The sequence below is a fragment of the Bacillus sp. TSO22 genome (genome assembly GCF_020223595.1).
GTDB lineage: Bacteria > Bacillota > Bacilli > Bacillales > Bacillaceae > Bacillus > Bacillus inaquosorum.
Window position 1 is genome coordinate 138,464 of the sequence record NZ_JAHAWO010000012.1, and the last position, 19,036, is coordinate 157,499.

General features: G+C 48.2%; 16 protein-coding genes. 8 read left to right on the forward strand and 8 right to left on the reverse strand.

Translation table 11 applies throughout. From position 1 onward, the window contains the following. Positions 1-21: 21 nt before the first annotated feature. Positions 22-3,726: a helicase-exonuclease AddAB subunit AddA gene (addA, locus tag KHQ79_RS14710; RefSeq protein ID WP_225515799.1), complete on the reverse strand. Its 3,705-nt coding sequence runs from the start codon at positions 3,724-3,726 to the stop codon at positions 22-24. Next, positions 3,713-7,213, reverse strand: a complete 3,501-nt coding sequence (gene addB / locus KHQ79_RS14715; protein ID WP_225515801.1) for a helicase-exonuclease AddAB subunit AddB — start codon at positions 7,211-7,213, stop codon at positions 3,713-3,715. Before addB ends, addA begins: the two co-directional genes overlap by 14 nt. 182 nt (positions 7,214-7,395) lie before the next feature. On the opposite strand from addB, the gene KHQ79_RS14720 reads away from it, so the two are divergent. Together KHQ79_RS14720 and KHQ79_RS14725 are read left to right on the forward strand one after the other, a co-directional pair. Further along, complete coding sequence (locus KHQ79_RS14720) at positions 7,396-7,833, forward strand: ferritin family protein (RefSeq protein ID WP_225515803.1); 438 nt, start codon at positions 7,396-7,398, stop codon at positions 7,831-7,833. Between the two features lie 116 nt (positions 7,834-7,949). After that, positions 7,950-8,276: a four-helix bundle copper-binding protein gene (locus KHQ79_RS14725; RefSeq protein ID WP_044427326.1), complete on the forward strand. Its 327-nt coding sequence runs from the start codon at positions 7,950-7,952 to the stop codon at positions 8,274-8,276. A gap of 37 nt (positions 8,277-8,313) precedes the next feature. On the opposite strand, the gene KHQ79_RS14730 is transcribed toward KHQ79_RS14725, so the two are convergent. After that, positions 8,314-10,041, reverse strand: coding sequence for an SgrR family transcriptional regulator (locus KHQ79_RS14730; RefSeq protein ID WP_225515805.1), 1,728 nt, complete (start codon positions 10,039-10,041; stop codon positions 8,314-8,316). Positions 10,042-10,154: 113 nt separating this feature from the next. On the opposite strand from KHQ79_RS14730, the gene KHQ79_RS14735 reads away from it, so the two are divergent. The 3 genes from KHQ79_RS14735 to KHQ79_RS14745 all read left to right on the forward strand — a co-directional run bounded on the left by KHQ79_RS14735 (position 10,155) and on the right by KHQ79_RS14745 (position 12,847). Then, complete coding sequence (locus KHQ79_RS14735) at positions 10,155-11,357, forward strand: MDR family MFS transporter (protein WP_119913641.1); 1,203 nt, start codon at positions 10,155-10,157, stop codon at positions 11,355-11,357. A gap of 107 nt (positions 11,358-11,464) precedes the next feature. Beyond that, a complete protein-coding gene (locus KHQ79_RS14740) occupies positions 11,465-12,619 on the forward strand; it encodes an AbrB family transcriptional regulator (RefSeq protein ID WP_060398323.1) in 1,155 nt (384 codons plus the stop codon). Between the two features lie 57 nt (positions 12,620-12,676). After that, the gene (locus tag KHQ79_RS14745; protein WP_003239424.1) at positions 12,677-12,847 is read left to right on the forward strand and encodes a hypothetical protein; all 171 of its coding nucleotides are present in this window, start codon (positions 12,677-12,679) and stop codon (positions 12,845-12,847) included. A gap of 26 nt (positions 12,848-12,873) precedes the next feature. On the opposite strand, the gene KHQ79_RS14750 is transcribed toward KHQ79_RS14745, so the two are convergent. The 4 genes from KHQ79_RS14750 to KHQ79_RS14765 all read right to left on the reverse strand — a co-directional run bounded on the left by KHQ79_RS14750 (position 12,874) and on the right by KHQ79_RS14765 (position 16,286). Then, positions 12,874-13,401, reverse strand: a complete 528-nt coding sequence (locus KHQ79_RS14750; protein WP_225515807.1) for a MarR family transcriptional regulator — start codon at positions 13,399-13,401, stop codon at positions 12,874-12,876. A 76-nt stretch (positions 13,402-13,477) separates the two neighbouring features. Beyond that, positions 13,478-14,971: a monooxygenase gene (locus KHQ79_RS14755; RefSeq protein ID WP_225515809.1), complete on the reverse strand. Its 1,494-nt coding sequence runs from the start codon at positions 14,969-14,971 to the stop codon at positions 13,478-13,480. Positions 14,972-15,139: 168 nt separating this feature from the next. Next, positions 15,140-15,661, reverse strand: coding sequence for a signal peptidase I (gene lepB, locus KHQ79_RS14760; RefSeq protein WP_003239429.1), 522 nt, complete (start codon positions 15,659-15,661; stop codon positions 15,140-15,142). A 1-nt stretch (position 15,662) separates the two neighbouring features. Next, positions 15,663-16,286 (reverse strand): TVP38/TMEM64 family protein, encoded by a 624-nt coding sequence (locus tag KHQ79_RS14765; protein WP_003239430.1) that lies wholly within the window; start codon positions 16,284-16,286, stop codon positions 15,663-15,665. A gap of 153 nt (positions 16,287-16,439) precedes the next feature. Between KHQ79_RS14765 and KHQ79_RS14770 the strand changes: the two genes are divergently transcribed. The 3 genes from KHQ79_RS14770 (at position 16,440) to KHQ79_RS14780 (ending at position 18,687) form a co-directional block, all read left to right on the forward strand. Continuing rightward, positions 16,440-16,802: a YhjD family protein gene (locus KHQ79_RS14770; protein WP_003239431.1), complete on the forward strand. Its 363-nt coding sequence runs from the start codon at positions 16,440-16,442 to the stop codon at positions 16,800-16,802. 218 nt (positions 16,803-17,020) lie between these two features. Continuing rightward, on the forward strand, positions 17,021-17,221 hold the full coding sequence (locus tag KHQ79_RS14775; RefSeq protein ID WP_019257983.1) for a DUF3311 domain-containing protein: 201 nt from the start codon (positions 17,021-17,023) through the stop codon (positions 17,219-17,221). Further along, positions 17,218-18,687, forward strand: coding sequence for a sodium:solute symporter family protein (locus KHQ79_RS14780; RefSeq protein WP_225515811.1), 1,470 nt, complete (start codon positions 17,218-17,220; stop codon positions 18,685-18,687). The genes KHQ79_RS14775 and KHQ79_RS14780 overlap by 4 nt, the downstream gene beginning before the upstream one ends. A 42-nt stretch (positions 18,688-18,729) precedes the next feature. Here KHQ79_RS14780 and KHQ79_RS14785 read toward each other — a convergent pair whose 3' ends face one another. Then, the gene (locus KHQ79_RS14785; protein WP_225515813.1) at positions 18,730-18,999 is read right to left on the reverse strand and encodes an excalibur calcium-binding domain-containing protein; all 270 of its coding nucleotides are present in this window, start codon (positions 18,997-18,999) and stop codon (positions 18,730-18,732) included. Positions 19,000-19,036 lie beyond the last annotated feature (37 nt).

Sequence of the window (19,036 nt, forward strand, 5' to 3'; positions counted from 1 at the left end):
TCCCGGAGCTTACGGATCTCGCTATAATGTCAGAATGTGCCCTCCGTCAAAGAAATAAAGCGCACATCCCTTTACCTGTGTTTTTGCAATTTGCTCAACTGCCTTCGTGTACAGCTGAATTTGCGTTTCGTATCGTTTTTTCAAGATCGGGGCCGCTCCTTCAAAGCCGTGCTGGAATTTGCCCTCAATCCGGTCTGATTTATAGTCCAAGAGATATAAACCGTCCTCAGTTTCATAGAGACAGTCGATGATTCCCTGCACTAATAGCGGCTCATCAGCCTCCTGTGCATCAGGATAGATCTCCTTAGCCGGAAGCGCTAAACTGAATGGCACTTCCCGGTCCTTCCATTTAGCGCCGATCAGCCGTCCGCCGATTTCTGTATGGAAAAATTGAACGATTTCTTCTATATCAATAGCGGCTTTTTGTTCTTCAGTGAGCAGCTCTTTTTCATAAAGCTTGTGAACCGTCTGCTCCGCTTCTTCTTTTGTCGGCACATGTGTGAGCGGGATATGCTGCATAACCGTATGCATGGCCGTCCCTTTTTCCGCCGCTGTCAAACCTTTTTTCATCATAAAAGCGGGACGCCTGTACAGAATGCTTCCATCTGTCGGTTTAACGGGGGCCCTGCCGCTGTATTCATCCTCGTACTCTCTTTTTCTCTTGATCTCAGAAACTGACTGCTTTGTGCGAATTTGCGTCACCTCATGATGCGGATATGTCCAGCTTAGCTGCTCCCGGGCTTTCTCATCAAACGCAAACGGGCCGGGAACTGGTTCACCTCGGCGGATCGCTTCTAGGCGCTCGCTTTTTTCTTCCAATCTTTCTTCCAGATCATCATCCAGCAAATCATAGGAATGGATCATTTGAACGGCAAAACGAGCCGGGTGGCCTGATATGTCAGCATGCGCTGCCGCACCGTTTTCAGCCAAAGCCTCCAAATCTCTGTGTCTGGCAAGAGCCGGCCCGATGAAATCTAAATAGGTTTTTGCCTGATAGCGGTCAAATTCCGGGAGAAGCCAGTCAGTTTGGGACGCAGTTGCCTGCCATTTTGCGAGCTGTTTCTGATGATCCTTGCACGAGCCAATCAGAAACAGCTTTTCCTTCGCTCTCGTTAATGCGACATAGAGAACACGCAATTCCTCTGACAATAGCTCCCTGCGCATTTTTTTCTTCATGGCAATGAGCGGAAGCGTCGGATAGCTGATGCGCAATTGCGGATGAATAAACTTCGTGCCAAACCCGAGCTCCTTGTCCAGCAGGTACGATTTGTTCAAGTCCATCATGTTGAAGTTCCGTCCGAGACCCGCTGCAAACACGACTGGAAATTCAAGCCCTTTGCTGCTGTGGATCGTCATTAAGCGGACAACATCCTCCTGCTCGCTGAGCGCTCTCGCCGTTCCAAGATCATCACCCCGCTCCTGCATGCGTTCGATAAACCGCAGGAAACGGAACAGGCCGCGAAATGCCGTCGATTCATATTGGCGCGCCCGGTCATAGAGAACGCGCAAATTGGCCTGGCGCTGTTTTCCGCCCGGCATCCCGCCGACATAATCCATGTATTTTGTATCGCGGTACACTTCCCAAATCAGCTCAGATACTGAGTGGTTTTTCGAAAACGCACGCCATTTTTGCAGATGTCCGTAGAACGTTTGCAGCTTTTGATAAAGCTCGTCGTTCCGGTCGCCGGCAGCCAAGTAGTCTTTCATCGCTTCATAGTACGGCGCTTTTGTATTTTCAAGCCGGATCAAAGACAGCTCGTTTTCATCTGCTCCGACAATCGGTGAGCGCAGAACAGAGGCAAGCGGTATATCCTGATACGGGTTATCGATCACCTTCAGCACAGAAAGCGCGACGGCGACTTCGACTGCTTCAAAATAGCCTGACGTTAAATTGGCGTAAACCGGTATGCCCTGTGCTCTCAGCTCCTCCATGATTTGCGGCGCCCACGGCATGGAACGTAACAATATCACGATATCGCGGTATTGAATATTGCGGTGTGTTTTCGTTTTTCCGTCATACACCTTAAATGGCGATGAAATCAACTTACGAATTTCCTTAGCGATCGCTTTCGCCTCGAACTGCACCGTTTCCAGCTCTTCTGCTTCCTCGCCTGCATCCGTCTCTTCTGAGTTGTCGATCAGCAGCAGCTCTGTTTCCGTCTCATCATTGTCCGGGTACGCCGCACCAAGCTTCAGCTCAGCCTGCTCGTCATAATCAACCTCACCGATTTTGCCGCCCATCAGCTGTTTAAATAAAAAGTTTGTGCTATCTAAAATATCAGCCCGGCTTCGGAAATTCTTATTCAGGTCGATTTTCCGTCCCGTGCCTTCTCCGCTCTCTGTAAACCGTTTGTATTTGGAGAGGAAAAGAAGCGGCTCTGCAAGCCTGAATCGATAAATCGACTGTTTGACATCTCCTACCATAAACAGGTTGCCGGTCTCCTCCGGTCCGCTTGTGACGAGCTGCAGGATCGATTCCTGCACTAGGTTGGTATCCTGATATTCGTCAACGAGCACCTCATGAAACTGCTCCTGATAAAATCTTGCTGCCTCGCTCGGCTCCAGTTCGCCTTTGTCATTCTCAGCTGTCAAAATGGATAAACAGTAATGCTCCAAATCTGAAAAATCAATGATTGATTTTTCCTGCTTCGCGGCTTCGAACCGTTTTCCGTAGCTAATGACAAGCTGTACGAGTGTTTCAATAACAGGCTTCATGTCGGCTAAGCTTTTCAAATGCTGTTCAGGACTTCTCGTAAAGTAGTCGGTTTTGAGCTTTTCGAGCAGTTTTTTTGCGCCGTTTCTCAAATCCGTCGCTTCTTCAAGGAGCGCAGGATCAAACTCGTCCCCTTTTACTGCTTTCGCGCGCTTAAAAGAGACTGCGGGCACCCGCTTATAAAGCTCAGTGAAATCGTCCTGATGCTGAATCAGTTCATCAATCTGCGCAAGATCATCAAGAAAATTGTCAGCGCGCGGCGCGGGGCCGCCCGGCGCTTTCGTCAGCTCAAGCGCGCGCTGCAGCTTCTCCTTCGCTCCGTTAAGCACCATCGCAATATCCTCTTTGACATATTGATAAAACGGAAGCTCCTCGATTGCGCTCTTTTCCGATACATCATATAAGTGAACAAAGCTTTCCAGCCACGCCTCCGGGTTTGGGTGAGAACGGGAATACTCGTACACCTGTTTGACGAGAAATTGCAGATCCAAATCGTGCCGATCTGTCGTGTAGCGGTCAACAAGCTCAAAAAACGCCTTTTCACCCTTCGCGTATTCGTCTTCAAACAGCTCGTCCAGCACTTCATCCCCAAGTAGCTCGCCTTCTGTCTGATCAGCAATCCGAAAGCCCGGATCAAGATCGATCAAGTAGTAATATTTCTTCAGCACTTGCAGGCAAAAGGAATGAAGTGTCGAAATGCTGGCCCGGTTTAAAAGAGACAGCTGGCGTCTGATATGCAGCGAGCCGGGGCGCTTTACAAGCTCTTTTTCCAGGGCATCCGCGATCCGGTGTTTCATCTCTGCCGCTGAGGCGTTTGTAAATGTCACAACGAGAAGCCGGTCTACATCAATCGGGTTTTCTTCTGCGGTAATTTTCTGGATCATTCGTTCAACGAGCACAGCGGTTTTACCGGAGCCCGCCGCCGCTGCCACAAGAATATCCTGGCCGGTTGAAACAATGGCATTCCATTGGTCATCTGTCCATGTGCTGTCTGCCGGTTTAGGAATGTTCATTGCCATCCGCCTCCTTTTTTATCCACTCAAGTATCGTCTTGTCCTTTTCAGCCTTTAACGGGCGATACTCGTTTTCTTCTAATGATTCATCAAATTGGCATACTGATTTGAACGCACAGTATGTGCACGGCGTCTTGTTCTTCATTTTATAAGGCTCAATCGATACGCGTCCGTCGGTGATTTGTTCGCCTGCTTCTTGGAAGGAGCGGCGCACATGCTTCGTCAGCAGCTCAAATTCCTTTTCGCCGACTGCAGCTGAATCCGATCTGAGAGAGCCGTCTTTCTTCAAGCCGGCGTTGATGATATTTGACCGTCCCTCTTGAAGGGTTGTATCCATGAGGCGAACCGCTTCCTGATCGCCGAGGAGCAGGCCCTTCATCTTAAATTTCTTAAAGATCTCCTGTTCGATCTCGTCAAGCCCAAGCGGGAGGTTAGATTGAATCATCGGGTCATGAATATGGAAATACAGCACTCCGGCCGGCGTCGCTCTCATTCCGAGCCAGTCGGCTGAATGAGTAATTGATAAATCAAGGTACGTCAGCATTTGCAGCGCCAGTCCGTAATATACTTCCGCTAAGTCAAGGCCTTTGTCGCTTGATTTATAATCGACAATCCTTAGAAGCAGGCCTTTTGAGCTTTCCGCTTTATCTACGCGGTCAATTCGCCCGACGAGCTCCATCGTGCAGCCGTTTTTCAGCTTAAAGGTCAGCGGCGGAAGCGGCCCTTTTCCTCCAAAGCCCAGTTCAAGCCCGATCGGCACGAAACCGCTCGCTTTCGCATGCTCGCTTAAAATGCCGGACACGCGTGTCACAATTTTTTGCAGTTTTTCCTTCACATAATAATGCCGGTTTGAGCTGAGCAAAATTTCCTTTTGCAGTTTCGGCGCCAGCCGCTCTACCGCATCATGGGAGAACAGCTCGCACTGCTCTTTCGTTAAATCGCGCCAATCCATTTTTTGCTCGCGCAGCCGGTCTGAAATCAGCTTTAAGCTGGAATGAAACAGCTGGCCGATATCCGGTGCTTCGAGCTTGAAAAATTGCCGTTCCTTCAGATGCAGCCCGTGTGACGCAAAATGGGAGAACGGGCACGCGTTAAAGGTTTCCATTCTCGATACACTGCCCTGAATGCGTTCACCATAGAGCTGTCTCGACACGCTGCGTTCAAGCTGCTTCACTTCATTCCGGAAAAACAGGCTTGAGAATAACTTTTTCGATTGCAGCCTGTTCGGCTCACTCATCAGCACATTGTACGTGCTCCACCAGACGTCGCTGATGTCGTATTCCCGAGTCCATAACCTGAGCTGGCTCGCGGTAAAGGACTGTGCCACGCTTTTATTGACGACATACATCAGCTGTTCCTCATCGCTGACCTGCTCAGGTTCATTTGTCAACAGGCGCTCCTTATGCTGCGGAAACAGTTCTTCCAGCCGCTTAATGACAATCGACGGCAGAAGCGTTTTTCCTTCCGCATCAGCAATCGGATACGATACGTACAGCCGGTCAGACGGACTGGAAAACGCCATATAGATGAGGAAATGCTCATCAAGCAGACGCTCCCGCCCGCCTGAGGAAAGCTCAACCCCAACCGTTTTCAGCCATTCCCGGTCATCATCCGACAGCACTCCGTTTTCATCTGGGCGCGCCGGCAGAACGCCGTCGTTTGCCCCCAGCACAAAGGTACAGGAGGTGCCATACATTCTGGACAAATCCATATTGCCGACAAACACCTGGTCAAGCGCAGGCGGAATAAGAGAAAATGTAAGCGACTCTGCGCCGGCTTCCATCATTTGCTGAAACAACTCAAGAGAAATCTCATCATCCCCCATCATTTCAACAAACTCCTCAAGCAGCTGAATGACTGCATCCCACGCCTGCTGATGCTGCTGTGCTTCAATGATTCTGCCGTCTTCCTCTGCACGCTGTCTTTCCTGATCCAGCTTCAGCGGCACATCCGTCTCTTCTAGATAGCGGTAGAGCGCCTCCGCCTTCTCCTGAACCGTCTTTGCTTTTTTCATTCGTTTCTGGAGCTGAAAAAGCGGAGGAACAATCCAGTCGCGTGTGTCATTCAGCATGTTTTCCATTTCGATTTCCTGGTCGGTCTGCGCAAAATCATCATCCAATGACACAAAACGTCTGTAATGGAAACGGTCGCCCTTTGTCCAGCGGTCACCTTTGATCCCGTAGGCGATACAGTAATTTTCAAGCTGATCGACCTGTTCTCTCACCTTAGTCTTCGGCTCGTTAAGCGGGAATAGCAGTTCGGTTTTCACGCAGCGAAACACCGCTTCATAACGCCAATTCCCTTTCAGAACATCTAGGCTCGAGCGGATAAATTCGATTAACGGATGGTTCAGCATAGATGCTTTTCCGTCAATGAAATAAGGAATCTCGTAATCTGCGAAAACTTCCTTCACCATATCTTTGTAGTCTTCCGGCTGGCGCGCAAGAATCGCTACATCCTTATAGCGATAGCCCTTCTCTCTGACAAGAGCGTGAATTTCCCGGGCAATGCCTTCCAGCTCAGCTCGTCTGTTTGCGGCCTGCATCACAGTAAAGGCCTCTTGTTTTTCTGCGTACGGAACGGCTGGACGCGCTTCATACTGCGCCTCTAAATGTGCCAATTCCGGTGTGCGCGTATGCCGTTCAGTCCCGCTTAGCTCTTTATACGTAATGTCCAGATTCAGTTCCTTCGCCTTTTGGTGCAGGCGGTAATAGGTTTTTCCCGTCATTCTGAACAATTCCAGTTCATGCGGCTCCCGCTCATATGACGGCTTGTCCGCTGTCAGCGAAAACGTGATGTGCTCTGCATGAACCATAAGCTGCTCCAACACCCTGAATTCCTGCGGTGTAAACTGATAAAAGCCGTCCACATAGATATGCGCGCCTTTTACATCTTCTGCAAGCGGAACATGCTCTGCCAGCAATGTTAAATAATCCTCAGAGTGAAGGTATTGACCTGCAAGGCTTTTTTCCATCTGTTGATATAAAATCGATAAATCATGAAGCTTCTCAGATAAAATACGTTCTCCGCGATACTCGGAAGCCGTTCCGCTTTCCGCCATCCGGCGGATGTCTTCCGGTTCCAGACAGTAGCGCTTAAACTCTGTCAGCATCCGTTCTACCTGTGCGGTAAACCCGCTTTTGTCACTCGCTTTTTGATAGACTTTAAACTCCTGTTTATGCTCCTCAATGAGCTTCCGCAGGAGCATCTGTACGCCTGTGCTCGTAAGAAACGGCCTGCTCATGCCTCCCGTATGCTGGAGGACGCGCCAGGCCAATCGTGAAAAGCTGAACACTTGAGCGCGTATCATTCCGCCCATATCAGGCGTTTTAGCAAGCTCGTATTCCATTAAAAACGTCATTTGATCCGGGACTAGAAAAATGATCGGTTTCCCGAATGGAGCCCGGCGCAGTTCATCCTGAATGCTGTCGATGATCAGCTTCGTTTTTCCACTCCCGGACCTGCCTACTAAAAACTCTGCTCCCAATTAGAAGACCCCTCTCTTTTTATCTCTATATATTTTATCGAATGTTGACGAAAATGACCAATCTGATCTATTGGTAAAAACGGCCTTTTCGCATATAAAAAGCTGAATTTCTCCGCACATGTCTCCCCGCCCTACATATACTTTTACGAAAACCCAATTCCTAGGAATGGAGTTGACCCCTCGTGTATTACAGCTACTACCCCTATCCGGCGTCATACCGGGAAGATCCTGTTTTGATTCGGAATTTAAAAAAGGCCATTAACGGAGAATTCAGCGCGATTCAATGCTATCGCAAGCTTGCCGAACTTACCTGCCGCGATGGAGTCAGAAAACAGATTGAAGAAATCAGGCGTGACGAAATGCGCCACCTCCGTGAATTTTCCACACTGTACGGTGCCATTACCGGCAAACACATCATGCCAAAACAGACGGAGGAATGCCCGGACACTTTCACGAGAGGGCTGGACGCCGCTTTTAAAGATGAACAAGAAACAGCCGACTTTTACTTGCGTGCGGCCGAGGAAACCCCAAACTTAAAAGCGAAAGGCATCTTTACGCGCGCCGCCCGTGATGAACAAAATCACGCTGTCTGGTTTCTATACTTCTTGATGAAACGTTAAATATACCTGCACAGTGAATACCCACATATCCCCTCACCCAAAAACGCACTCACCTGTTTTTTTCAAATAAAGCCGGGAAACATAAAACTATACACTGCCACACAGGGGGATCAACCATGGAGCAAAATTCAGAAGCTTGTATTGAGGCTTGCATTGATTGTATGGAGGCTTGTAATCATTGTTTTACAAAATGCCTGGAAGAAAACGCGTATCACGATCTCAGCGGCTGTATCCGGCTTGACAGGGAATGCGCGGATATTTGCGCGCTGGCAGTCAAAGCCATGCAAACAGACAGCCCGTTCATGAAAGAAATCTGCGCACTTTGCGCCGATATTTGTGAAGCGTGCGGCACTGAATGCGAAAAGCATGACCACGATCATTGCCAGGCATGTGCGAAGTCCTGCTTTGCCTGCGCTGAACAATGCCGCAGCATGGCAGCGTGATAAAGGACGGAGAGGGTTCAAAAAAGAACCCTCTTTTTCATTTGGACAGCCATACGGAGTACAAATCAATCCACCCCTCTTCATCAAGCATCAGTCCTTTCACATTTTCACTTGATGTCACCTGCAGCACATTTTGATACAGCGGAATCGCATTGAACTCCTTTATAAGCTGGCAGTCAATATCCCGCAGCATATTGATTCTCGAACAGCGGTCAGGCGTCGAAAAAATGCGTTCTGACATTTCTGAGCATATCTGTTCCAGCTTTTCAGATAGGTGCTGACTCAAAAAACTGTTCTGCGACAGCAACAAATGCAGAAAACCAAACTCGCTGTCTTGATAAAACGTCGCACTGTCATGAATGATATCCGCCATTTGCACGATTTCGGGCCGGCGAAGATCAGCAGAATCACAGAATTGAAGCGCTAGCCTGATACCTTGTTGGGCACAAACATTTTGAATCCACTCGGCGTCCTCACGATGATCCGTTTCCGAAAAGGTATACAGCACCAGCGTTTCTCCCTCGTACCCGCTTTGCTTCAGCAATTCAGAAGGTGAAACGCCGCCCCAATCTAAAAGATTCGGATGCAAAAAAGACGTAACCGGGATTCTGCGGTGCCCTCCCGCTTCACGAACAAGACGTTGAGAGGAAATCAGCAGGCGGAGCGCTTTTCTAAAGCTTCGATGCTGAAGAGGCCCCTTCTTTTTCAGATTGAGCGACAAATACTGAACATGCCTTTCATCAAAAACAATTTGCTGCTCAGGACATGTTTGTTTTTCTTGAATGGTAAAACCGTTCATCTCTCCGGCTTGTTCCGAAAACACAAACTCAACGCGATCCAAAAAGGGCCGCCCTTTGAAGTAGTGTTCATTGGCTTCAAGCACCAGCATCTGGCGGTGATGCTGAATCACCCGAAAAGGCCCTGATCCATTGATCCCGCCGCCCTGTTCTGCCGGCAGAATGGACAGCCGTTCATCACAAAGAACATACGGCAATAGCTCATTTGGCTTATCGAGTATGAGATCCACACAATAAGGGCCATTTTCTAAGACTTGCTTCACTCCGTGTAACAGCCATTTATACGGGTTGTCAGCCTGTGCCAAAAAGCGTTGAAACGTAAATGCAACATCCCGCGCCGTCAGCGGCTGTCCGTTATGAAAAGACACTCCCTTTCGAAGAAAAAATCTCCATCGTTTTTTCCCCGCCTCTTCCCATCCATGAACCAAATGAGGCTTCGGCTCCTGCACAGCCGGATCTAATGTGAGCAATGTATCAAATATCTGTTTGACGAAGTGCCCCTCAGACCGCAAAAATATCTGGCACGGGTCCAAACTGCTGACAGCTCCAGGGGTGATGAACAGCCGGAGCACATCCTTTTCTCCATCCCAGCCGGTCTCTGTCACAAAGCCGAATACCTCAGAAAACCACATGTCATATTCGTTTTGAAGCCCCGGAAACGCGGATTGATACTGCTGAAGCAGTTCCTTTGCCTTTATAAGCTTTCCAGCCATTGTATATTCCTTGGCAGTTTGAAGAAGCAGCTCCTCCGGCTGGCGAAGAAACGCGATTTTCGATTTACGGCCGCGCCCCGCCCCGCTTTCCCGGATAATCCAATTCTTGTTCTCCAGCTTATGTAATATGAGCTTTGCATTTCTTTCTGTACAAAATAAACTGTCAGCCATTTCAGTGAGCGTCATTTCGTTCATTTGCCCATACGCAGCACTTCCTGTTTTTACGAGTGCCACGTAGTGCTCAATCAGCTTCAATCCCCGCACCTCCCGACAAAAGGGGAATCTTTTTCTCTTCTTTTCTTCACTTTTTGGGCCGCCGCCTTTTCTATACACTACTACTATATCAAACAGCGAAAGGCGGCGATCACATGTTGACCAGCTTTCAATCTATAAAATCGAGATACACCGCTCCAGTTTGGCTCCGCTTTTTCGGAGAAATGCTGACAAGCCTGACAGGTGCAATGATGGGTCCTTTCATGGTGCTGTATCTGCATGAACAATTAAACGGCAGTGTCATGATTCCGATGCTTATCATCAGTCTTCAGCCATTTGCTGATATTTGCTTGACGCTCGTTGCGGGACGGGTGACGGACCAGCTCGGGCGGCGCACAGCGATTCTGATCGCATTGCTTCTGCAATCAGGGGCTATGACGGGGTTTGTGTTTGCCGAGCATGCGTATTTTTTCGCCATTCTCTACGTCATGAATGGCATCGGGAGATCGTTGTACATACCTGCTTCCCGCGCCCAAATTGCCGAAAGTACGCCGGAAAGCAAACGTTCGGAAGTGTTTGCGGTCATCAATGCGATCTATTCGGCGGGCCTGACGGCAGGGCCGCTAGTGGGAATGCTGCTCTACAATTATAATCCCGTGTGGATATTCGCTTTAGATGCCGCGGCATTGTTTACCTACTTTCTGATCGCTGCACTGAAACTGCCAGAAACAAAGCCGCTAAAGCCAGCTGTTACACCGGAAATGTCCGCAAGCTTTACGATATACAGGCCTGTACTGCTTCTGTTGCTGCTTTCTCTCCCCATCAGCATGTTATACGCGCAAACAGAAACAACATACAGGCTCTTCAGCAAAAACATGTTTTCTGATTATCTGTCAATACTGACGATCTACTCGGCGGCAAAAGCTTTATTCAGCTTTGTTCTCCAAGTTCCTCTTGTAAAAGGGACAGAAAAGCTTTCAATGAAAACAATCCTTTTCATTACTTACATCTGCTACTCCCTTGCGGCTGCCGGCTTTGCATGCTCAGCCTCCCTGACAATGCTTTTAGTGACGGCAGCGGTGATGACGGTTGGCGAAAGCATCGGATTAACTCACATCCAGACCTTCATTTCGAAATTGGCACCGCCCCATCTGCTCGGCCGGTTTTATGCGGTATACGGCCTGCATTGGGATATCTCCCGCTCAATCGGGCCCCTGGCAGGAGGGCTGATCCTGACATCGTTTGGCGGAGAAGTGATTTTTTACTCCCTTGCCGCGTGTCTGCTTGCAACAGGTTTATGCCTGACTTACACAATAGAAAGACTCGAACACAAGGTCATAAGAAAAATGAATGGTTAATAGAAAATAATTCATAATTTCTTTATCAATGAAAATATACTATAGTAATAATACATTCACTACGTGAACAATTGGAGTGTTACGTGAAAAGGAAGAAGGGTTTTACATTGAAGAAAGACGAAAATCTCCTCAAAGATCTATGGTTTATCGCAATCAGTGCAGCCGGGGGGTTTATTCTTTCATTAACCGGAATGTCGATTGGATGGATGATCGGAACGCTGATTGTCGCCTGCTGCCTCGCCATGATACGTCCGGCATGGCTCATGATGGCGCCAGACCAAAAAGGAATTAGCCGCCGATGGCTCGCCCTCGGACAGATGATCCTCGGCATCGAATTGGGCCAAAAGCTGAACTTATCCGTTCTCTCTGTCCTTAAAGACCATTGGTTTTCAGTCGGCGTTATGCTGATATTGTCTATACTGCTGGCCTTGCTGTCAGGATATGTGCTTTGGCGTTTCAGCAAAACGGATATGATGACAAGCTTTGTCGGTACAGCTCCCGGCGGACTGTCCGCCATGCCGAGCATCGCGCAAGAGGTCGGCGCCAATACCGCCATTGTCAGCCTCGTTCAAATGATGCGGGTGCTGCTCGTGGTGCTATCCATTCCATTTTTGGTCATCCTGATCTATACAAAACAAGATTCTTCCGCAAGTGCCGCAGCAGAAACGCTTTCCTCAGCAACGGCAGATTTTAGGCTTGCTCCCGTTCTGTGGACCGCCGTTCTTATTCTCGCTGCCTGGGGAGCTTGTAAAGCTGCGAAACGTTTAAAGTTCCCGGCTCCATGGCTGCTCGGCAGTATGCTCGGTGTGGCACTTGTCCACGTTGGCGGAGCTGCGGTGACGGGACACGACATGATGGCTTGGTGGCCGTCACAAGCTAACCACGTATCGCAAGTATTTCTCGGGGCTACGATCGGCTCTAAGATGTATAAAAGCATGTTTTCCGGCGTCACCCGTGTTATCATCGTCGGTTTTGTCTCATCCGTCGGTTTAATCGCGGCTATGTTTTTGAGCGCCTTGATCGTTTCCAAGCTGACAGGCATCTCGCTCATCACTTCTGTTCTGGCATTTGCCCCCGGCGGCATTGCAGAAATGGCGACGACATCTGTTACCTTGCATGCCGATTCCACCTTTGTCGTCGCGGTTCAGGTCATACGCGTCATCCTTGTCATTGCCCTGTTGCCGCCGTTTTATCGTCTGCTTCACCATCTTCATGGTGAAAAAAAAGACAAAGAAAGCTCGATCAGCGGCAGCAATGCCTAATTGGAAAAACAATCCTCCCATGGTACACTTACAGCAGATGGGGAAGGAGTGACTCTTTTGCTGCGCGACAATCCCGAGAAAACAATGCACTTATATTATGGAATATGCTTAGGAATCTGGCTGATTTATAATGTGGTGACATCCGGCTCCCCTGGACTGCCGCTTACGATTTTAGCCGGAGGAAATCTGATTTACCTTACCATCCTGAAAAAGAAAGAAGAAACGTAAAAAACACGCACCTCAGTGCGTGTTTTTTATTTAAAAACGTTGTGAAGACCATCTTCCATTTCTTCTGACGACGGATACCATTTTGTCACCAAATCCCGAAACAGCTGTTCCGCAAAAAGAATCTCTTCCTCTGTATACCGGTCAAAAAATGACAGAAAACGCTGTTCGACCTTCTGATGATAATATTTATGCAAATTGTGAAGTTTTTTCCCAGCCGGCGTCAGTCGGAAGTAGACCTCCTTTTTGTTATCGCTGAGCTGAGTTCTATGAAGGAAACCTGCGCCGAGCAATTTTGTGCTGATGCGCGATACAGTCGCTTTTGTCGTATTCATTTTTTCTGCTATAGACGTGACATTGATTGGTTCATTGTCCCCGACACAGGATAGAACATGAATTTCTGTCATCGACAATTGAGATTTACTCCCGTGCTCGGCATCAAGCTTCTTCAATTCGTCAGCCAAAAAGGCTTTAATGAGCCCCTCCCATTTCTCCTGCTGATGAATGAGCTCCGCATACAATTCAAAAAGATTGCGTTTCGTATGATCTGTGTTCATCGGGTTTTCCATCCTTTTTCATTCGATTGATTCTTCTATCATACCGTTTTGTTACAGATGAAACAATCGAATTACCTTACACCCGGCTGGTGACGGAAAGCCAGCGGCTAATCCCTTTTTGAATCAACTCGGCACAATCAGGCGCCGATGCATCCACGGCCCAGGCAACATGTCCGTCAGGGCGAATTAATATTGTATGCACGTCCCTTAACTCTTCATTCGGTTCTGCAAGCGAGGCGGTTACCGTACACAAGCCTTTCAATCGGCTATGCTCATCAGCTTCTTGCATCAATGACAGCAAAACGAATGTCCCATTTTGGAGACAGCTGTACAGCCGTTCCGAACTGCCGTCGGAAAGAATCAGCTCCATATCAGGGAGCCTTGACCCGTTCAAGCGATGCGGCGGCATATCTGGATCAGCTTCATACCTGACATCGAGCGCAGAAATTTGCCCCGCTACATATCGATTCACTTCAGGATAGGCAAGCAGCTCCGACATCATACTCCGCAAATGGAGGCCTGCTTGAGTGAAATCAATCAGTTTTGTCTGCGCCTCCGTGTTCCTCAGGAGCCCTTCTGCAGCCGGGTGCCGCTCCTCATGATAGCTGTCTAAAAGCCATGAAGGCGCAGCGCCCTTGACGGCCGCCGCCAGCTTCCATCCAAGATTCATCGCATCCTGAAGGCCGACATTCAGCCCTTGGCCGCCCGCTGGAAAATGAATATGCGCCGCATCCCCTGCAAGGAAGATTCTGCCGTTGCGGTACCGCTTCGCTTGGCGTGCGGCGTTCCCGAACCGTGACATCCAGGAAGGCTCGGTTAAACCGAAGTCAGTCCCGCAAATTCGTATGAGATCAGTTTTTAGCTCCTCCTCAGTGACAGGCACATCTTTCGGCGTCTGCGTGCGATAAGGGCTGATCACGACTACACGGTATCGGTCCGGAGAAAGCGGCACGATCATGACACCCCCCTCTTTTGTGCAAAGGGACAGCACGCCTGACGGCGGCGGAGAAAGGAGCGCCACATCTCCAAGCGCTGCTGTAATGGTGCTGTCTGTTCCCGGAAACTCAATTCGAGCCTGTTTCCGGACAGTACTTCCTGCTCCATCGGCACCAACGGCAAACATGCTTGTGATCGTCCGCACACTGCCGTCCCGATCCTTGAAAATCGTTTGCGCCTCTGCTTCGTTTTGCGTAACCGCCAGCACCTCTGCCCCGCGAAACACCTCTGCCCCCAAGCTTCGTGCATGTTCCTCAAGCAGCTGCTCTGTTTTGGCCTGCGGAAGCAAAAGCGTGTAAGGACAGCCCGTATCCAAGCCTGAAAAATCAAGACGGGTATCCAGCATCGAAAAGTGTCCGGAAGGTATCTTGGTTCCCTTGGATACGAAACGTTCCAGCAGCCCTCTCATCTCAAGAAGCTCCAGCGTGCGGGGATGCAGCGTCAGCGCCTTGGAATGCGGAACAGGCTTTTCAAGCCGCTCAATCACACATGTTTTCACTCCAGCCATCGCAAGCTCGGAAGCCAGCATAAATCCGACCGGCCCTCCCCCTATAATCACTGCTTCAACATTCATCTAAATCACTCCTTTTGTTTCATATAAAACTAATGAAAACCACTAAAAATAAAAGAAAAACCAAAAATAAAATATTTTTTTGTTACACACGTAACAATTATGATTATAACTCCTTACAATTTTTTCTTCAACACATTTTTCCAAACCAGCACAAAAAAAGACGCCGCTTCAATTGGCGTCTTTTTGTTCAGCATCGGAAATCACACCGACTATATTTTTTTCTCTAATTGGACCAAAGTGCCGGCTGTCGAAGCTGTATATGCGATTATCTCCAACGACAAAATATTGACCTTTCGGCACCTTGCTTGTTCCTGTCACATCTTTCAACGTAAAATCACCTGTTACATGGCTTCCGGCGGAAACTGATTTCAAATGCTTCAAAAATGGTTCAGCAACCTGCTTTCCGTTCACATACAGCTGATCATCTTTATATTTGATCGATTCACCTGGCAAGCCGATTACCCGCTTAATCAGCACTTTTTGATCAGGGCCTTTAAAAAGGACAATATCAAAACGATGGATGGTTTTAAATCGATGCGAAAATTTATTGACCAACAGTTCGTTCCCTTCCTGAAAGGTCGGGTTCATGCTGACGCCTTCCACTTTATAATCAATAAAGACGGCATTTTTAACCTGAATGGCGAGAACGACGGACACTACACCGGCAAGAAACCAAAACCGTTTTTTCATGTTACTGTCTCCCTCCATCATGCTCACGCTGACTAGCTCTCACATGCAGGTACCGCTCCACCTTTTTGCCGACATACCATAAGACAGCGATCACCAATACGGCGATGACCGTTCGAATCGGCTGTGTGATCAGCGCGTGCAGATCATATCCGATGAAGCTGATCATAAAAATCATGACAAGCTTTCCCGAGGCAGCCGCCAAAATAAACGGCCGCGTTCCGATCCTTGACAAACCGGCAACAACATTCACCGCGGCTGACGGTGTAAACGGAAAACAAAGCAGAAGAAACACAGGGCCGAAGCCGTGCCTTTCCACCCATAACATCAGCTTTCTGACCGACGGATGACTGCGGATAAATCCAAGCAATCTTCTCTGTCCGTATTGACGGACAATCAAAAATACGAGAATAGATCCAGCAGTTGATCCCGCCCAAGACAAGATGAATCCTTCCCACAGGCCAAACGAATTCGTATTCGCCACCACAAACACGATCAGCGGCAAAAAAGGGAGAAATGCTTCAACTAAAGGCAGCAGCACAGCTATGAGCGGACCGAAAGCCCTATAGCTTTGAAATAATTCAGTTAAATGTTCTTGTGTAAAATAGGATAAAAAATGCTCCAACATTTATACTCCTTACCGGGTTTGTCTATCCTTATTCTACACATTATCAGCAAAAAACTAAAAAGTTTTGGTGATTTTTTCTGTCTTGAAACATTTCCCCAGCCGATATAGAATACATATAGAACAAACGTTCCCGTTGGAAAGAAGGAGTCAGCAATGCCGAATTTGCAGGAGGAAATATACGAATTAATTGAACGGGCTCTCTTTTTGCCCATGGCAATTACAATTTTTAATCGTGATCTCGCCGGAATTGAGCAAAGCACATTAAAATTGAAGCATCCTTATAAACAGCTTATCAGCGAATCATTAAAAATAGCACAAAAGGATTTGATTGAAGTCAGAAAAGAACTGAGGAAAAGAAAAATTGCGATCCACGAGGCGGAACGCGATGAGGCCTTTACGCTTTATGTATTTGTGATCGATGGTTATGAAGAAAAGCACCGCTATTTTAATCCTCGAATCCGGGAGCAGGTCAGCGAATTATTAACGTTCTATCTATTTGCCCCTGACAGGCCATGAGTCTTTTGGATCATTCTGCGCTCTTCCAAGACTGCCCGCTCCCCTCTTCGGGCGATTCCAACAATAAATATCAGATAATTCACACTATACAAACAAAATAAATTTATTTATAATTCGAACCACAGCCTTTTCACCCCAAAAAATGACATGTGCTGCCATATCTGCGACATCATTTTCAGTGCGCAGCACAACCCCACCCTAAATCGAAGGAGGATTTTATGAAACTGATTCACGTTCTCGCCGCTTTGCCCTTTATCGGAATTTTACTCGGCATCCCTTTTGCAAATAAAGTGACTCCCTATGTGTTCGGCATGCCGTTTATTCTTGCTTATATCGTGCTGTGGGCTCTTTTAACCTCTGCGTTGATGGCGCTTGTGTATGTCCTCGACAACGAAAATAAAAAGGAGGGAGCAGAATGAACGCAGCTCTCATGATCATTTTTGGCGTCCTGCTCTTGAGCATTTTTCTCGGTATACGCGCCCAAAAAGGAAAAGACATGAACCTTGAGCAGTGGACGGTCGGAGGCCGCGGCTTCGGAACCGTGTTTGTCTTCTTATTGATGGCAGGCGAAATTTATACCACCTTTACGTTTCTCGGCGGAAGCGGCTGGGCCTACGGGAAAGGCGGACCGGCCTTTTACATCATCGCGTACGGCTGTCTGGCCTATATCCTTTCTTATTGGCTACTTCCGGCAGTTTGGACGTACGCAAAACATCATAAGCTGATGTCGCAGTCTGATTTTTTCACCAAAAAATATAACAGTCCGCTGCTTGGCGTGCTCGTTTCACTGGTGGGCATCGCAGCGCTCATTCCGTATCTTGTGCTGCAGCTGAAAGGCCTCGGGCTGATTGTATCGGAAACATCGTACGGCAAAATTTCTCCGGCCGCCGCCATCTGGATCGGCGCCATTTCCATCACGGTTTACGTTATGGTATCCGGCATTCACGGGTCTGCCTGGATATCGGTTGTGAAAGACATCATGATTTTGGTTGTCGTTCTGTTTTTAGGTGTGTATTTGCCGATTCATTACTACGGCGGATTTCAAGACATGTTTCAGCAGATTGAAACGGCAAAACCGGGCTTTCTTACGCTTCCCGATACGGGACAAAGTGCAGCGTGGTTCAGTTCAACCGTGCTCTTGACAGCGCTTGGTTTTTACATGTGGCCTCATACGTTTTCCGCTTCGTATTCAGCCGAAAACCCAAAAGTCTTTCGCAAAAACGCCATTATCATGCCTTTATACCAGCTGGTTCTGCTCTTCGTCCTTTTCGTCGGCTTTGCGGCTATCCTGCAAGTTCCAGGTTTGAAAGGCGCAGATGGAGATCTGTCACTTTTGAGACTGTCACTGCAAACATTTGACCCTTGGTTTGTCGGGATCGTCGGCACTGCCGGACTGCTGACGGCGCTTGTGCCGGGATCTATGATCTTAATGTCAGCCTCCACGCTGTTTGCAAAAAATGTGTACAAAGTGTTCGCTCCCCGCACGACAGATCAGCAAGTATCGGCGCTTGCTAAGTTTTTAGTGCCGGTGTTCGCGCTGATTTCGGTGTACTTTACCTTTAAAGGCGGGAATACCATCGTTACGCTGCTATTGATGGGCTACAGCCTGGTTACACAATTATTCCCGGCCCTTCTGTTCAGCCTGTTCAAGCATCATATAGTAACGAAGCAGGGAGCATTCGCAGGCATTATTACAGGTGTCGGAGCCGTTTCTTATATTACATTGACAGAAACAACAATCGGCACTTTATTTCCGGCGCTGCCGCAAGCCGCAAAAGATTTAAATGTCGGCATAGTCGCCTTGCTTTTGAACATTACGGTCATGATGGCAATCAGCCTTATGACAAGAAAAGCAAAAAGCGCTGCGGCCGATCAGGCGGCATAAGCATAAAAAAAGCAATCTGGACATCAGATTGCTTTTTCTTGTTTAGCGTTCACAGGCGATATAATCTTTATCGCGGTCTTTCTTTTTATTGGCATCATAAAGAGCCTTGGAGACGTAAGGCTTGTACTTCGTTTTTCCGCCTTTGTTTTTCACCTTCGACGTGCGGGCCACCCCGCCTTTGTATACTTTATTTAACTCCTTGCAGTTCTTATAGACCTTCACCTTTGTTTTGGCTTCCGCCACATGGTCTACCCCGTATGAAAAACCGAAAACGAGACCGAGTGACAGCAAGACCGTAGCCGCTTTTTTCATGACGATATACTCCCCTCTTATCCAATATTTAGTTGTT

Coding starts and splice junctions, on each gene's coding strand:
- addA (WP_225515799.1), bottom strand. CDS start 3,726: ATGAACATTCCTAAACCGGCAGACAGCACATGGACAGATGACCAATGG.
- KHQ79_RS14755 (WP_225515809.1), bottom strand. CDS start 14,971: ATGAATGTTGAAGCAGTGATTATAGGGGGAGGGCCGGTCGGATTTATG.
- KHQ79_RS14735 (WP_119913641.1), top strand. CDS start 10,155: ATGTTGACCAGCTTTCAATCTATAAAATCGAGATACACCGCTCCAGTT.
- KHQ79_RS14725 (WP_044427326.1), top strand. CDS start 7,950: ATGGAGCAAAATTCAGAAGCTTGTATTGAGGCTTGCATTGATTGTATG.
- KHQ79_RS14770 (WP_003239431.1), top strand. CDS start 16,440: ATGCCGAATTTGCAGGAGGAAATATACGAATTAATTGAACGGGCTCTC.
- lepB (WP_003239429.1), bottom strand. CDS start 15,661: ATGAAAAAACGGTTTTGGTTTCTTGCCGGTGTAGTGTCCGTCGTTCTC.
- KHQ79_RS14775 (WP_019257983.1), top strand. CDS start 17,021: ATGAAACTGATTCACGTTCTCGCCGCTTTGCCCTTTATCGGAATTTTA.
- KHQ79_RS14765 (WP_003239430.1), bottom strand. CDS start 16,286: ATGTTGGAGCATTTTTTATCCTATTTTACACAAGAACATTTAACTGAA.
- KHQ79_RS14785 (WP_225515813.1), bottom strand. CDS start 18,999: ATGAAAAAAGCGGCTACGGTCTTGCTGTCACTCGGTCTCGTTTTCGGT.
- KHQ79_RS14780 (WP_225515811.1), top strand. CDS start 17,218: ATGAACGCAGCTCTCATGATCATTTTTGGCGTCCTGCTCTTGAGCATT.
- KHQ79_RS14750 (WP_225515807.1), bottom strand. CDS start 13,401: ATGAACACAGATCATACGAAACGCAATCTTTTTGAATTGTATGCGGAG.